This is a genomic window from Desulfovibrio sp. TomC, assembly GCF_000801335.2.
GTDB lineage: Bacteria > Desulfobacterota > Desulfovibrionia > Desulfovibrionales > Desulfovibrionaceae > Solidesulfovibrio.
This window is the reverse complement of sequence record NZ_JSEH01000042.1, coordinates 1-13,491: the sequence shown is the minus strand read 5'-3', so window position 1 is coordinate 13,491 and position 13,491 is coordinate 1. Positions and strand designations below refer to the sequence as shown.

The following is a 13,491-nucleotide window of genomic DNA, read 5'->3' as shown; positions in this document are numbered from 1 at the left end:
TCCACAGCCGCGCCACAGTCCGACCACAGATGCGCCAACGAGGTCGAAAACAGACCTATAAAAAACAAAAAATCCCGTTGGCAACTCGCCAACGAGATCACTTTTTCACAGGGGCTTTTGTAATGATTTTAGGGGGTTAAATCCTGCTTTTGGCGTGTCAAGCAAGTGCTCTCCCCCTGAGCTACGCTCCTATAAACAGAATCAGGGAAGGGGATATCTATTCCGAACTCTTCCCGAAGTCAACCCTAAATTTTCCATTCCCCAGAAATTTTCGGGTACCAAAGACGTTGGCGCTTGTTGGCTCGTCGTTGGTCGGAGGGGACTACACTCCCACGGGCTGGGAGGTCAAGAATTTTTTCGCGGGACGATGGAGAAAATGGACGTTGGAGAGAGATGAAGATTATGAATAGTTAATTATTTCAGTATGTTAGATGAAAAATCTAAAGGATTACGCTGTGATGCAGGAATGGTACAAATAAGAGCACAATGACACTCCCACTAAGCTTACATTCCAACAAGTAACCCGATAGTAGTTTTAGGTTACAAGTGGCCGCAAAGAATCTATATCGACTCATTTATTGACTTCCACATTTCTGTCTCGACAAGCTCATAATCATGATAACTTGCCCTAAAGAATGATTCGATAGCTTCTACATCAAAAGAGGCTGAATGCGTACCACAAGCACTTTGCAGACTTAAGGCGGTAACAGTCATCAAATCATGTCCATGACATATGTATTTTGGATCATCATACATCTCAACAAGCGGGCTGGATTGTGCCATCTCCCAATCACAGTTTTCAATTAATGCGCTATTTTCAACTTGCTTTCGTAAAGTCCCTAGAAATTTTCTAATATCTAGCAATAACGTTTTTTTGTCAATGAATTTTGAATATTTTATCCCTTTGAATTTTATATTCTTTGTAAATTGTTGGCTAAATATCCTATACCTTCCTATTTGTATACATACACTTGCTATCGCATCTCTCACCCCTTCGGGGTTGCCATACCTAGTCGTTACCTTGTTTGTCGATCCATACTCTGACAATATTCTGACAAATGCGTTAGACCAAAACATCATTGACTCAATACTATGACTATCCGTCAATACCGTGCGCGATCCACATGCACGGCCAATATAGTCACGATAATCTCTATCCAAAACAACAAAAATTTTATCTTCAACGGCGCGAGACTCAGATATTGAAATTATCTCTTCTGCATTTTCCCAACCATATGCCACAATCAACTTAATATTTCGCTTAAAAGGACGATTCAAAAAGAACTTAACGTCACTTTCGCCCTCTACTATAAAAAATATGATATTTTCAGATGACATACAAATTTCGTTTACAATTTCAACTGGCCTTTGGAGAAGTCCCGCCATTACTCTTGCTCCTCAAGTATCCCACCGTTAAGAGCAATAGCTTCATCATAATGCGATCCGATAATCTGCGGCGAGTGTGTCGCTATTAGAAAATAACTATCTCCAATACACTTCACCTTTAGAATGTCATCGATAAATTTTCGTTGCCAGTCAATATGCAATGATATTTCCGGCTCATCAATTAGATACAACGTGTTTACTTTTGACTTAAATATAAGCTCATAGAACAAAACAATTTGATGCTGTTCACCCGAAGACAGGTAGGACGGACTTATTTTTTGGCTATCAGGGCGCTCACCGTTTTTTGCAACAATACTAAAACCATCGTTTCTACTCAATAGCAAAGTTTTGCCATGCAATTTTCTTGCTACAATGTCTAAAAACGCATTGATTTTTTCAAGCTCAACATCAAACACTGCTAGTTTACTTTCCATATCATCAAGATACAGCGTCATAACTCGAAGCTGATTAGAGTCTAATATCTGTTCAGGCAAAGGAATATAACGCTGCTTATTGATCAGCCCCGCATTGACTAATGCTTTTGTTTTTTTATCTATTTCTTGATACCTATTCCTTACATCCTTTTCGCTTTCTTGACGAACTTCCCCAGACAACAATCTTTCAGGAAACGAACTATCATATTCTTGTGATGTCGCAGCTTGTTCGGCTAGCTTTTCAGACATCAAATTTTGCAACTCTTTAGCATAAATTTGAATCGCTTCTTGGACTGGACGCTCTGAATCTCTTCTAGCGCTATGATGATCAATTGAAAGAAGTCGTTGTGTTTTAATATATTGGATATTAAGTTCGCCACACAAATTATAGTACCATCTTGGGATATCTGCTTCATCGAAAAGCATGCCATAAAAGCGCTTAAGTACACCATCATAAGACAAGACTTCTTCCGTTCGCCTATCGATCCACTCTCGCGGCCCAACTCTCCTCAAAAAAGGAACTTTATTAATAATATCTATTGTGCTAATTCTATTATTATTTTTTCCAATATCACCAGGAAAATCGAAACTATTAATTTTATGGTCAGAATGATGATACTCTAAACGCAAGGCGACATAATCGCTTTGACTATCATCTCCCATATCGACCAACGTAAGGCGTCCGTTCTGTTTCTTCTTTACATCTCTCATAATGGCAAGAACACTACTGTCAGAAAAAAGGATATTAATAGACAAAAAATCAACACTAGCTATCGCATAAAAATCGTTAGAAAAAATTGCACTGACCAAATTCAATATAGTTGTTTTCCCACAACCATTTGGCCCATGTATAAAAGTTATTCCAGAATCATTTAGCTCAATTGGATGATCGAGATAACCGAAAAGCCCTTTAATTTCTATTTTCGTTATACGCAACTTATCCACCTACCACCTCGTTATTTCTTATTAGTCAATACAACACCATATTACAAGCCAACATGGCTATAGAGAATCCAGGCCAATGCATAGACTTATAAAGGATCTTTTTTTAATACCATCTCTCTAAAAAAAAATAAAGACCCACGCCAACCAAATTTCCTGGACGACGTGGGCCCATCAGCATAAGTATCTAAAATCCTAGCTACTTCTTCTCCAGCACTATCTTCCCCTCTTCCAGGCAGGAGACCTTAAACTCATCGCCCTGGCTGAACCCGTAGTTGGTGAGCAGGGCTGCGCTCAAGTGGATTCCGTTTTTCCCGAACTTCGAAGCACCACCGACAGCGCGCTCTTCCATGCCGACAATCTTATAAAACTGCTCATCCAGCTGTATCAGCTTGGCCAGATAGGTTTTCAGCTGCGGTTTCTTCACTCCAAAAGCGTCCATGATCTGCTGGGCATTTTTGCCTTCTTTGATCAGATCACGAAGCTTCACCGCATCGAATTTGGATTCTCCACGAGCCATAGTTTAATCTCCTTCGTTTTCAGTGTCTGGTTGTTCAAATCAAATCGTATCTCAAAAACAAAGGATGTCAACAGAAGTAGCTCGAAAGCTGATTAATCCTTTTTAACGGCAAAAGGTGATTTACCTTCAAACCGGTGAAATAACATAAGTCAAAAACGCGGGAAAACACGTTCTTAACAAAGTACAATATTTCATAATGATGACTCACCAACTCTGCCTTACTTCAGTCCAGGACCAGCAAACAGGGCAGTTCCAGTGACAGGTAGCAACAAACTGGGGCTGAAAAAGCGCAGAGTCCTGCGAATCTGACACCCTATTTCCGCAGCTATTTCCCAGAACTCCGCACCCCCAATACCATTAGGGAAGGATGGCAAACACTCGAGCAGGAAAACCAGATCCATCCTTTGGTTTTGGAAATGTCGAAACGACCAAAGCGCCGGCTTCCGGCACTTCATCTAAATGTGCTAACAGTTCGATTTGATAGTGATTACTTTGCAATATGTAGGTCTCCAGAGAATAATCATCCTTGGAAGTGGCCGCGCCTGGATCCGTATCTGTTGTTTCGTGGCCAGAAGCAGTAATCCTTCGGTCCTCATAAAGATATTTTAACACTTCTATGCTCCAACCAGGATAGTGCGCAATTCCATTGGCATCCTTGTTCTGCATAGCAACTCCATCCGGCCAGCGTTTCGACCAATCGGTCCGCATGGCCACAAACGCCCCCTCCGGAATCCGGCCATGCTCCTTTTCCCATTTATGAACGTCATCCATGGTAATGGTATAGTCAGGATTTTTAGCTACAGCCTCATGGACATCAATCACAACGAACGGGAGAATCATTTCTTTGACATCAATCTGATCAACCGTACGCATCCCTTTTACAAAATGCGCCGGGGGATCGACATGGGTTCCCCACTGCCCTACATGGGTGAAGGACTGGGCATAAAATCCACTTCCCAATTTCCCCACTCCAGGTTCGTACCAATACATAGTTTCCACGTTCTCATCAGGGAAACCCTTCCAATGCGGACTGCCCGGCGCAAAAGCATGGGTAAGATCAATGAACTTTTTTTCCTTGATGACTCGCCATGCATCTCCAAGGGAAAGTCCGTCCGCAGCCCTGCAATAAGACGCCAAATTCAAAAAAATCATGACCGCGATGAAAATCAGATTTACCTTGTACCTACTATCTTTCATAGCTTCCCCTTGGGCAATATCAGAAGGCTACCTTTGCAGCACAACTACAGCACAACTCTTTTCAAGACTCTAGGACCTAGATACTCTTTCCAGTTTAGGTCCCATCAGAAGATTACAATCTTTCCTTGGAAGGGGGCAAGAGCGCAGAACGTGGAAGGATTCAGGCCTCCAAGAGATTTTTCCATCAAAATCGAGTCCCTTTCTTGTGAGACTCCACAAACGCATCGATAGACACATCATACTCCACGTTCTGTTCCTTATGTTTCAAAGTCATCAGATCCAAATAATTCACTATGCCGTCAGCGGCGATCGTATCGCCCCGCGCAACCAGAATATAATACAACGCGATATACGCTTCCAGTACAAAATTATTTCTAAGAACATGATCAACACATTGAAAAGCTTGCTCAATTTTCCCCGTGGCTAAATATATATATGATTTTTGCAAATGATAATCTGGATAGTCGTTGTAATAAAGACCACAACGCGCCATCAACCGCAAGGCTTCTTCATGGTCTTCTTTTTCTGTTTCTTTGGAGCATTCTTCAATAAATTCATGAAATTCTAATTTACAAGCGCCCCTTGTGGCCATGTCAATAAAAACCTGATACTTTCTACTCAATTTTTTTATGAACAACGAATGTTTCTTCATTCCATCGTCTACTACCGTCGATTTATAGGCTTGTTCATAAAAACCACTCCAGATTGACTCTTCACTTGCCGGCAGATGAGACAGACACCACGTAGGGATCTTTTTTTGAAAATCCTCTTGAGACTTGTGTCTATAATGATTGAGCTGGATCTTACTCCCGCTAAATGGCGATTGATTCCCATAGGCAGGTATTTTCATTTCATTTACGGCATATTTCCCATCGATATACGTAAAATGATGGGCTGTCAGATTGGCGTGTTCGACATAGCGAGGCTGAACTATTGATTTGATCGTTTGCGAGCTTCTATCGCCGTAGTCAAATCTGGCAACAAAATGCTCTAAAGCCAAGCCTTGCGGGCGTTTAATGAAGCCATTCGAACCGAACATCACCCAATTCATCACAAGCCCGCCAAATTCTTCGTATTCAAGCAGCAAAGAGTGGATATACTTGTTTTGCTTCAGAACAATAAATTCATCAACATCAATAAATGCCATCCACCGGAAACAATGTCCAAAGTTATCTAGACAGTGCTGATAAGACTCATATTGTGGGAATGGCCCAGGCGCATCAATTACAGTAACAAAGCCATTGCCTGTATAACGGTGAAGCGTATCTCTAATTGGATTAGAACTTTCATTGTCATATATAATAAATCTTTCAACGCCTATCATTGCATGGTACTGAATCCATTCCTCTAAATCGCGGTCTTCGTCTCTAGCAATTGCACATACACCTATATAATTCATAGCCAAGTTCCTTAAAATACCACTTCAAAATACGTGAGAATTGCCACACCCAGAACCCACAAGAACAGCATTATCCCACAGCAACATTCCGCCAGTTAATATTTTCTTGCCTGCCTAGGCCGATGCTTGTATGATTCATACGTAAATTGGTTCGGCCTAGGCTTACCGCTTGTCTTTAACTTGCATTCTATCCTGCCCGGATAGGTGCCTATTGGTGCATGCATCTTATGAAGCCACTCACTACAAAACGCCTACTTCGCTTTTTTAGTATCACTCTTCTAGTCGTTTTTCAGATTATTGCGGTCTGTTATTTCATTGATTTTATTTTTAAAAAATATGAAAAGAGCCATGTCTACTCATACGCATCCCTGGAAGCTCCCTCCTATTCTCTTGAGGCCATGCTTCTCAACGATCATGGCGATTTCGTGGCAAAGAAAAAGACTGATAAGGAATATCGCATCCTCGTCTTCGGGGATTCCTTTACCTACGCCGTGACCAAACCGGAATATGCCTTTTGTGCCGTTCTGGAACGTCGGCTCAACGCCCTTGGCCTGGATCGTCACGTCAGAGTGGTCAACCTGGGCTTCCCCTCGACTTCATTTCCCGATTATCTGGAACGAGTCGCCTTCTGGACCCAGGCCTTGGAATACGATGCTGTCATTTTCAATGTCTATCTCGGAAACGACTTCAACGATGTGCGAAACATCCCATACAACCCCATCGTTTTTCAAGAAAAACTTCGAGATATTTGCCAGTTCGGCGAGCCATACGGCGTCTATACGCTTATCCCGCATCAGTATCCTTTCCGGTTCATGGATTTTATCAAGGCCCAAGTGCTCTTTAAACTTCAAAACGACAAGGCCCTACGCCGCATGCTCTTTTTACCGGATCTGGAGACGTTGGGCGTCCTGCCCAATGCTGCAGACCCGCGCTATCGCTCCCTCCTACCGCTTACTCCTGACCAGATGGCCTCGGAGATGCGGTCCAGCATGAAGCCCTTCTACCCCGAGACCATGTTCGCCTACAAAAACGACCTTCCCTGGTATGAACTCTTCCTGGCCACGGCGACTCGGCTTACAACCTTGGGCAAACCGGTGCTGGTCATGCTGAGCCCGCCCCTTTGCGCGGTGTCTCCGATCGTTGGCGACAAAGCGGCGCGGGATTTGGGCAAAGACCCGGCCCAGGCGGATTTTGCCCTGCCCGGGCGCATCACCCGGGAACTGGCCCGGCAGGTCGGCTTCCCCCAAGAGAACATCCTCGATCTGACCCCCTGCCTGGCCGGGGAAACGCCCGACGGACACGGAACCTACAGCGGCCAGGATACCCATTGGAGCCCGGAGGGCAACGCCTGGGTGGGCGACATGCTGACCGGCTGGATTGCCGCCCGCTGGTTCGACCGTAAGGGCGCGGGAACTGCCTGCCCGTCCCGGCCCTGGGACTACGAGCCCATCCCGACGGGCCTTTTGGAACCTATGGACAAGACAGCTGCTCTGGCCGCAACCATTGTTGCCGGCTGCCATGGAAGCGCGACAGACTGATCGCGCTTTGGGCGCAAGACCGGCCTGCCGACGCTGCCTTCATGAAATTGCCTGGGCGTTTTTTTTCGGACCAGTCAATTCCTGAGGTTCCTTTTCTCCTCGGTGCTTGGAGCAGCGGTGGGGCCGCTTCCGCGCCTGCTCACACGATCTCAAACGATACCGCAATCCTTGGCGGCTTCCTCGACCGACGGGAACGCCGTCGCAGGCGATGGGCTGTTGACTTTCGGTTTGTCTTCTCGTAAATTCGAAACATGTCGAATTTAGCAATCGATCCCGTGCGGGCAGCCCGTGTGTTCAAGGCCCTCTCCAATCCCCACCGGCTGACCATTTTTCTTAAGCTGGCCAGCTGCTTGGGGATTAATTCCAGCCTGGACACCAGCGACGAGGGCATCGAACAATGTCAGCTTGAGCAAGCCAAAACACTGGGCCTGGCTCCTTCGACGGTCTCCAATCATTACAAAGAATTGCGAGACTCCGGGCTTATCCGCATGGAGCGCCAGGGAAAGAGCGTCCGGTGTTGGATTGATCCCCTAACGCTTGCATTGGCCAGGAGCGCCCTGGGGCCTTTCCCCGCCTGCACGGAACACGCAGACAGCGACAAGGGGTAAGATATGGCCAAGAAAATCGCTTTCATACTCGGCAGCCCGCGCAAAAAGAGCAACACGAATGTACTGGCTCGGGAAGCCATGCGCGTCCTGGCTGAAGCTCGGATTGCAGCGGTCGAGATTGATGCGCCGCGGCTGGACTTCAAGCATCCCGGCTGCGTGGCCTGCTACAAGTGTCAGCAGAGCACAGCATACGGATGCCATATCAAGGACGGGCTGGGCCAGGCTGTGTCCAGCCTGGTGGACTACGACGCCATCGTCCTTGCGACTCCTTTGTATTGGTTGAGTTATCCGGCCCAGCTGAAAATGTTTATCGATCGGATGTTTTCTCTGCTCAAGTTCGGAGAAAAGCACGAATTCTTCTCCCCGCTAATGGGCAAGCCGCTGGCCCTGCTGGCCACGGCTGCCAGCGGACTCGAAGACAATCTGGATCTTTTGGATACGCTCTGGCGCACGCCAACCAAGAAAATCGAGGCTCCCTATCTTTCCTGTCTTTTTCCGTTTTGCCAGTACCCCCCGGGCGAGGTGGCCAAGGATGCGGATGCCATGTCCAAAGCTGCCGCCTTCGGCCAGCAACTGGCCAGTCTGCTCACATAGCATGCTGTTACCGGAACGGAGCCTTTTGGGCTGCATCTGGTGAGAACGGTGGCGTTTGGAGGCAGTTCCCTGCGTTTGCGCCTTCCCGAAGAGGCCGATTCCAGCGGAAGGGCTCCTTTTCTGACGCGAACGAGCAAATACCTGCCGCCATTCGCCACTGTTCTTCGAATCAAAACGCGGCCGACGGGTTTGCAGGGGCGCCCTGCTCCCGCAAGGGCAGGAGGAAACGAAAGGTTGACCCTTCGCCCGGCGTTGAGCTGACCCGAATCGTCCCGCCCAGCCGCTCCACCTCGGCCTTGACCGCAGACAAGCCCACCCCCCGGCCGGACAAGGCGCTCACGTCTTCCTTGGTCGAAAACGAATCCGCAAACAGCAGGCCGTAGACATCCTCTTCGGACATCGTGAGCGCCTGCTCCGGAGAGACGAGCCCCTTGTCCACGGCCAGTAGCCGCACCCTGGCGACATCAATGCCGCGACCGTCGTCGGCAACCCCCAGGCTGACCATAGGGCCGGATTGTTCGATCACAAACGTGATGCGCCCCTGTTCGCCCTTGCCGCTCTCCAGCCGCTCCTCGGGCGTTTCAATGCCATGGTCGATCATGTTCCTGATGACGTGCACCAGGGATTTGACGAACTTCTGGATGGTCTCCTTTTCCACGTACACGTCGTCGCCGCTGACGCACAGGGGCTCAACAGACTTGCCCAAGCGGCCCGCCAGGGCTTGCAGATAGTCCCGGTATTCGGCAACGAGGTCTTTTAAGGGACAAAGGCGCAGACGCTTCAGGGCGCGCAGGATGTCTTGACGCTCGGGGCCGTCAGGCAGGGCTGCAACCTGGGACTCGAGCGCCAGCAGCGTGGCCGCACTGACCTGGAAACGCTCGTCCTTTTCGAAAAATGCGTTGCCCAAAATGTCCGTCAAGATGCGCACATCATCCTGGACGATGCCTCGGCCGTCCCAGTCCGCCACAAGCGCGAGGAGTTCTTCCCGGCTCGGGCCTTCCGGCCGGGCCACCAGGGCGGCCAAGGCATCCTCCTTGACGTGCAAATGAGCGGCTGTGTTATAGAACCCCAGTTGGGCAAAATCGCCCTTGCAGGTGTGCACTTGACGGAAAAGTTCTGCCAGGGCCGCCCTGGGGTCGGCCATCGCCTGGACCATGGCCCGGGCCTCGCCAGGGGCAAAACGGCAAAACTCCTCCAAGGCCAGATTGACGTCGGACTGCTTGGTCAGCGCCTTGGCCACCATCTTGACGTTGTTGCGCTCCTCGGTCATGCGCGCTTCAAGCTTTCTTTTCTCGGTGACGTCCGTCAGGATCAGCATCATCTTTTTTTGGTCGCCGTGCCGGATGATTTTGTAGGCCACGCTGACGGTCTTGCCGTAGATGGAAAATTCCGGGGGCAAAAGCGACAGATAAACCTTTTCCCGCAGGGACTTGCCTGAAGCGAAGATGCTGTCATACACCCGGGACATGGTCGCGCTGGTCTCCGGGGAAACATGCCTGGCCATAAGCTCCAGAAAATTGCGGCCCTCCAGGGCCAGGCGGAAGATCTGAACGCATTCGAGGCTGTACTCGCCGGATACGGCCAAATCCTGTCCGAAAGACAAAAAGCCCTGGCCGGCGTTGTCCATGAGGTTTTTAATGGACTCGTTTTTTTCCCGCAGTTCCTGGCTTTTTTCTTCGATCTGCCGGCGGTTGCGGATCTCGGTCTCATTGGCCTGATGCAGAATCTCTTTCTGCTTCTTAAGGAGCTTGATCTCCGCTTCCCTGTTCTGGGACAGTTCGATCATGAAGCGCTTGACGCTGACCACCCCGGCGTACTTTTCATTTTCCGTGATGACCACGAGATCGTAGAGTTGATCGTGGGGTCGATTCATGGCGATGAGGCCGATCGTGGCGATATCCACCGAGACATCGACCACCAGCGGCTGGGTGTTCATGATGAGCCGTATGGGCCGGCTCATAAACAGGTCCCGGCCGTAGAGCGTGCCGATCCTCTGGTAGAAGTCGTTGCGCATGATCAGACCGGCCGGGGCTTGCCCCGACAAAATGACGACCCCTTCGGCGCTCTGGTTTTCGGTAAAAAAAGTATGGACCGTCAGCCCGGGGTCAGAGGCGGCAAACGTCCGGGTCTGTTCAACCAAGTTGCCGATGGACTGGTCCTCGGCCGCGAATTTCTCCTGGTCCAAATCCAGGTCCTGTAATGCTGTTGTTTCCATGAACCCTCCGTACGTCAGGGTGGGGGGCAGGCAGCCTGGCTTATTCGCTCAAAAGCTCCGTCACTGCTTCCAGGACTTTGTCCGGCTCGTAGGGCTTGGTGATATAGTGGCGGGCTCCGCAGTTGATGGCTTCCAGAATCTTGGCCCCCTGGCCCAGAGCACTGATCATCATGACCCGCGCCTCGGAATCGTGGCGCAAGATCTCTTTGAGGCATTCGATGCCGTTGAGCTTGGGCATGGTGATGTCCATGGTCACCATGTCCGGGCGCAGGGCCAAAAACTTCTCCAGGCCGTCCTCGCCATTGACGCCCTCGCCCACGATCTCGTGTTGGGCATCGAGCAGTATGTTTTTGAGATTGGTGCGGGAAACAATGGAATCGTCCACAATAAGTATGCGGGCCATGGCTTCTTCCTTTTTAGCTCTGCGTGAAAACCGGGGAGCCGACGCCGATGTAAAAATCGAACTGCCCAAACGACAACGCAAAAGGGATTTTATAGGCCGCCCCTACCGATTTGAGGCTGCCGCGCTCTTTATATTCCGGGGGCAACAACTCAAGCTCGACCCAATCGTTGGAGAGCTTGGAGAGATAGAGTCCATTGTGGACGTTCATGAACTCCCCCAGGGAATCTTTGGCCACCTCGTCCATGCCGGACACGGTCATTTTGGCGAACCGGGAAGCGAATTCGGCCATGGCCGCTCCTGAACCGGCTACGCCGGTGAAGAACTTGTAGCGGCCCTCGATTTCCTGGTAGATCAGGCAATCAAACGCCTCAAACTCGACCTTGCCGGCTGCCTCAAGCAGGATATGGTCATCGATGAACCGCACCAGATTGCGGACGAACAAGGCAAAATAGTCCACGTACATCTTGGATTCGCCAAGCTCTGGCAGGTGCAGCAGGGCCTGGGTGACAGCGTCAACGTCGTTGGCTTTGAGCGCCTCGAACTCCTTGGCGGAAAGGCCGGAGTCCTTTTTATAGTCCTCAAGGTAGTTCGCAAAGGTTTCGAAGGTCATGATGCCTTTATCGATCAGGGCCTGGCTGATAAACAGGTGGCGCTTGTTTTGTTGGCCAAGCAGAAGAGACAGCTTCTCCTGGTCGAGGATGCCCTGATCAATGGCAATCTCGCCAAAGCGCTTGTCAATTTTCGCTTGCAGGTTGTGGACTTCTTCAACCTGGGCGGCGGTCATAAACCCGGCGTCGATGGCCAGGACGCCCAGCTTGACGCGCACCGAATCCTGCAGGGCCAGCACTTCCCGCATCTGCTCCAGGGTGATGCAGCCGCGCTTGCGCAGATAATTCCCAAAAAACTGACTGAACATGCTCCATACTCCTTCAAAAATATCGACCAGCCCTTGTGCCAAATGGCTTGATTGCCATCATCCCGTCGTCTTTTGAGCGATCACAGGCTGGCACAACAACGCCGTGCAGCTTTGCGGCAGCCCGGCAGACTCTCTCCAGGTCCCTCCCGGTTCCAGAAAAGGACACCTCCCACCTCCTGCCCCCAGGTTCGTTACCTCACATTGCTTCTGGGCCAGGATTCGGCCGCAACAGAGGACCGGCAGGCCGCGTCCTCACGCAGGAGGAGGTTCTTTTTGAGGTCACGGTAATATTCCAACTGGTAGGCTTGCAAAAGTTTGAGAAGGTCCAGGCATCCGTCGGCCCGTACGTCCCGCCAGCGGCTTTGCAGGCCCTTGCCCAGGGCGGACAGGAACTGCACACCAATCTCGGGACAGGTCGTGACATCGTCCTTCACCAAGGTGTTGCTGACCTTGGCGATGAATTCATAGGCATGCTCCTGATCCGACTCCTCGCCAGGGAAAGTGAGCCGCACCAGGAGACGGCCGTTTTGGGCCAACCACGGCTCGTGCTGGGCATACACGTGCCGTGGCAGAGCCAAGCGCATGCCCCCGGCCGAAATATTTTTGAGCAGGGCCTGCATCTCGTCCGCCTGGTCTGTCAGCTCAATGAGGAGTCGCTGCTCCACGAGCTTGGACTGGCTTTCGCTTTTTCCTCTGGCTACGCCCCAGATCGAAAGACTGGGCAGATGCCGCCTCTGCAGCTTCAGGCGAATGTTGCGACGTTGCTCAAGGACCGTGATGCTCTCCGGGATCGCCACGGTGATGGTCTTGCAGTCTTGGTGGATGGCCGTGATCCGACCCTGGAATTTATGGAGGCGGGGAAATTTGTCGGCCTGGGTCTGCAGGAGAAATCGGAAAGGGAATTCCTGTTGTTCAAGCGCTTTCCGAAAATTGTGGTTCGGGTCCCAGCAGGCCAGTACGACGCTGTCCCCCTGGACCCCCCGGCAGACCATGTACCGGAAAGGCTCATTTGCCTGTTGTGCGCTGATCGTCAGCTGGAATATAGCCTGTTGCTGCGCAGCCAACCCCAGGAGGTTTGCAGCCACGGGGTCTGGCCGATTTGGCCTGGGCAAAAGAAGCGAGAACATACGCTTCAAGGTTTCATACATTGCCAAGCCCTCCGCTTACGACGTCGGAGGGATGTATAGGTGGTCAATATTGCGACCCTGTGAAAAGCACGTGACCGATAGGAATACCTTGAACTATTTGTTCATATCGTTGGAGGAGGGTGATTTCGAACGGACGCCGTTTCCCCCCTTGGCCTGCGCGCCCGGCGCTCCAGCGCCTGCCGCATCGAGGA

12 protein-coding genes are annotated in these 13,491 nt (G+C 50.2%); 3 read left to right on the top strand and 9 right to left on the bottom strand.

Annotation, left to right across the window (positions count from 1 at the left end):
• Nucleotides 1-561 precede the first annotated feature (561 nt).
• The 5 genes from NY78_RS24260 to NY78_RS23365 all read right to left on the bottom strand — a co-directional run bounded on the left by NY78_RS24260 (nt 562) and on the right by NY78_RS23365 (nt 5,878).
• Nucleotides 562-1,386, bottom strand: a complete 825-nt coding sequence (locus NY78_RS24260) for a DUF4435 domain-containing protein (protein ID WP_082140181.1) — start codon at nt 1,384-1,386, stop codon at nt 562-564.
• Nucleotides 1,386-2,765: an AAA family ATPase gene (locus NY78_RS24255; RefSeq protein WP_043640793.1), complete on the bottom strand. Its 1,380-nt coding sequence runs from the start codon at nt 2,763-2,765 to the stop codon at nt 1,386-1,388. The genes NY78_RS24260 and NY78_RS24255 overlap by 1 nt, the downstream gene beginning before the upstream one ends.
• 196 nt (nt 2,766-2,961) lie before the next feature.
• Nucleotides 2,962-3,282 carry a hypothetical protein gene (locus NY78_RS21160; RefSeq protein ID WP_043640790.1) on the bottom strand — a complete coding sequence of 107 codons (321 nt, stop codon included), beginning with the start codon at nt 3,280-3,282 and terminating at the stop codon, nt 2,962-2,964.
• A 357-nt stretch (nt 3,283-3,639) separates the two neighbouring features.
• Nucleotides 3,640-4,479 (bottom strand): cyclase family protein, encoded by an 840-nt coding sequence (locus tag NY78_RS21155; protein WP_043640787.1) that lies wholly within the window; start codon nt 4,477-4,479, stop codon nt 3,640-3,642.
• A 184-nt stretch (nt 4,480-4,663) separates the two neighbouring features.
• Complete coding sequence (locus NY78_RS23365; protein ID WP_053062308.1) at nt 4,664-5,878, bottom strand: glycosyltransferase family 92 protein; 1,215 nt, start codon at nt 5,876-5,878, stop codon at nt 4,664-4,666.
• A 398-nt stretch (nt 5,879-6,276) separates the two neighbouring features.
• On the opposite strand from NY78_RS23365, the gene NY78_RS21145 reads away from it, so the two are divergent.
• The 3 genes from NY78_RS21145 (at nt 6,277) to NY78_RS21135 (ending at nt 8,618) form a co-directional block, all read left to right on the top strand.
• Nucleotides 6,277-7,416: an SGNH/GDSL hydrolase family protein gene (locus tag NY78_RS21145; RefSeq protein ID WP_231584072.1), complete on the top strand. Its 1,140-nt coding sequence runs from the start codon at nt 6,277-6,279 to the stop codon at nt 7,414-7,416.
• Nucleotides 7,417-7,706: 290 nt separating this feature from the next.
• Nucleotides 7,707-8,024, top strand: a complete 318-nt coding sequence (locus tag NY78_RS21140; protein WP_231584071.1) for an ArsR/SmtB family transcription factor — start codon at nt 7,707-7,709, stop codon at nt 8,022-8,024.
• 3 nt (nt 8,025-8,027) lie between these two features.
• Nucleotides 8,028-8,618 carry a flavodoxin family protein gene (locus tag NY78_RS21135; protein WP_043640782.1) on the top strand — a complete coding sequence of 197 codons (591 nt, stop codon included), beginning with the start codon at nt 8,028-8,030 and terminating at the stop codon, nt 8,616-8,618.
• A 169-nt stretch (nt 8,619-8,787) separates the two neighbouring features.
• Here NY78_RS21135 and NY78_RS21130 read toward each other — a convergent pair whose 3' ends face one another.
• From NY78_RS21130 to NY78_RS21115, 4 genes are all read right to left on the bottom strand, one after another.
• The gene (locus NY78_RS21130; RefSeq protein WP_043640780.1) at nt 8,788-10,833 is read right to left on the bottom strand and encodes an ATP-binding protein; all 2,046 of its coding nucleotides are present in this window, start codon (nt 10,831-10,833) and stop codon (nt 8,788-8,790) included.
• A gap of 40 nt (nt 10,834-10,873) precedes the next feature.
• Nucleotides 10,874-11,236, bottom strand: coding sequence for a response regulator (locus NY78_RS21125; RefSeq protein ID WP_043640777.1), 363 nt, complete (start codon nt 11,234-11,236; stop codon nt 10,874-10,876).
• A gap of 13 nt (nt 11,237-11,249) precedes the next feature.
• Nucleotides 11,250-12,152: a hypothetical protein gene (locus tag NY78_RS21120; protein ID WP_047960337.1), complete on the bottom strand. Its 903-nt coding sequence runs from the start codon at nt 12,150-12,152 to the stop codon at nt 11,250-11,252.
• Between the two features lie 191 nt (nt 12,153-12,343).
• On the bottom strand, nt 12,344-13,237 hold the full coding sequence (locus tag NY78_RS21115; protein WP_197084301.1) for a PilZ domain-containing protein: 894 nt from the start codon (nt 13,235-13,237) through the stop codon (nt 12,344-12,346).
• Nucleotides 13,238-13,491 lie beyond the last annotated feature (254 nt).

Excerpts from the sequence above, each read along its gene's own strand:
- NY78_RS24260 (WP_082140181.1), bottom strand. The coding sequence starts at position 1,386 with ATGGCGGGACTTCTCCAAAGGCCAGTTGAAATTGTAAACGAAATTTGT.
- NY78_RS21160 (WP_043640790.1), bottom strand. The coding sequence starts at position 3,282 with ATGGCTCGTGGAGAATCCAAATTCGATGCGGTGAAGCTTCGTGATCTG.
- NY78_RS21155 (WP_043640787.1), bottom strand. The coding sequence starts at position 4,479 with ATGAAAGATAGTAGGTACAAGGTAAATCTGATTTTCATCGCGGTCATG.
- NY78_RS23365 (WP_053062308.1), bottom strand. The coding sequence starts at position 5,878 with ATGAATTATATAGGTGTATGTGCAATTGCTAGAGACGAAGACCGCGAT.
- NY78_RS21145 (WP_231584072.1), top strand. The coding sequence starts at position 6,277 with ATGCTTCTCAACGATCATGGCGATTTCGTGGCAAAGAAAAAGACTGAT.
- NY78_RS21135 (WP_043640782.1), top strand. The coding sequence starts at position 8,028 with ATGGCCAAGAAAATCGCTTTCATACTCGGCAGCCCGCGCAAAAAGAGC.
- NY78_RS21130 (WP_043640780.1), bottom strand. The coding sequence starts at position 10,833 with ATGGAAACAACAGCATTACAGGACCTGGATTTGGACCAGGAGAAATTC.
- NY78_RS21125 (WP_043640777.1), bottom strand. The coding sequence starts at position 11,236 with ATGGCCCGCATACTTATTGTGGACGATTCCATTGTTTCCCGCACCAAT.
- NY78_RS21120 (WP_047960337.1), bottom strand. The coding sequence starts at position 12,152 with ATGTTCAGTCAGTTTTTTGGGAATTATCTGCGCAAGCGCGGCTGCATC.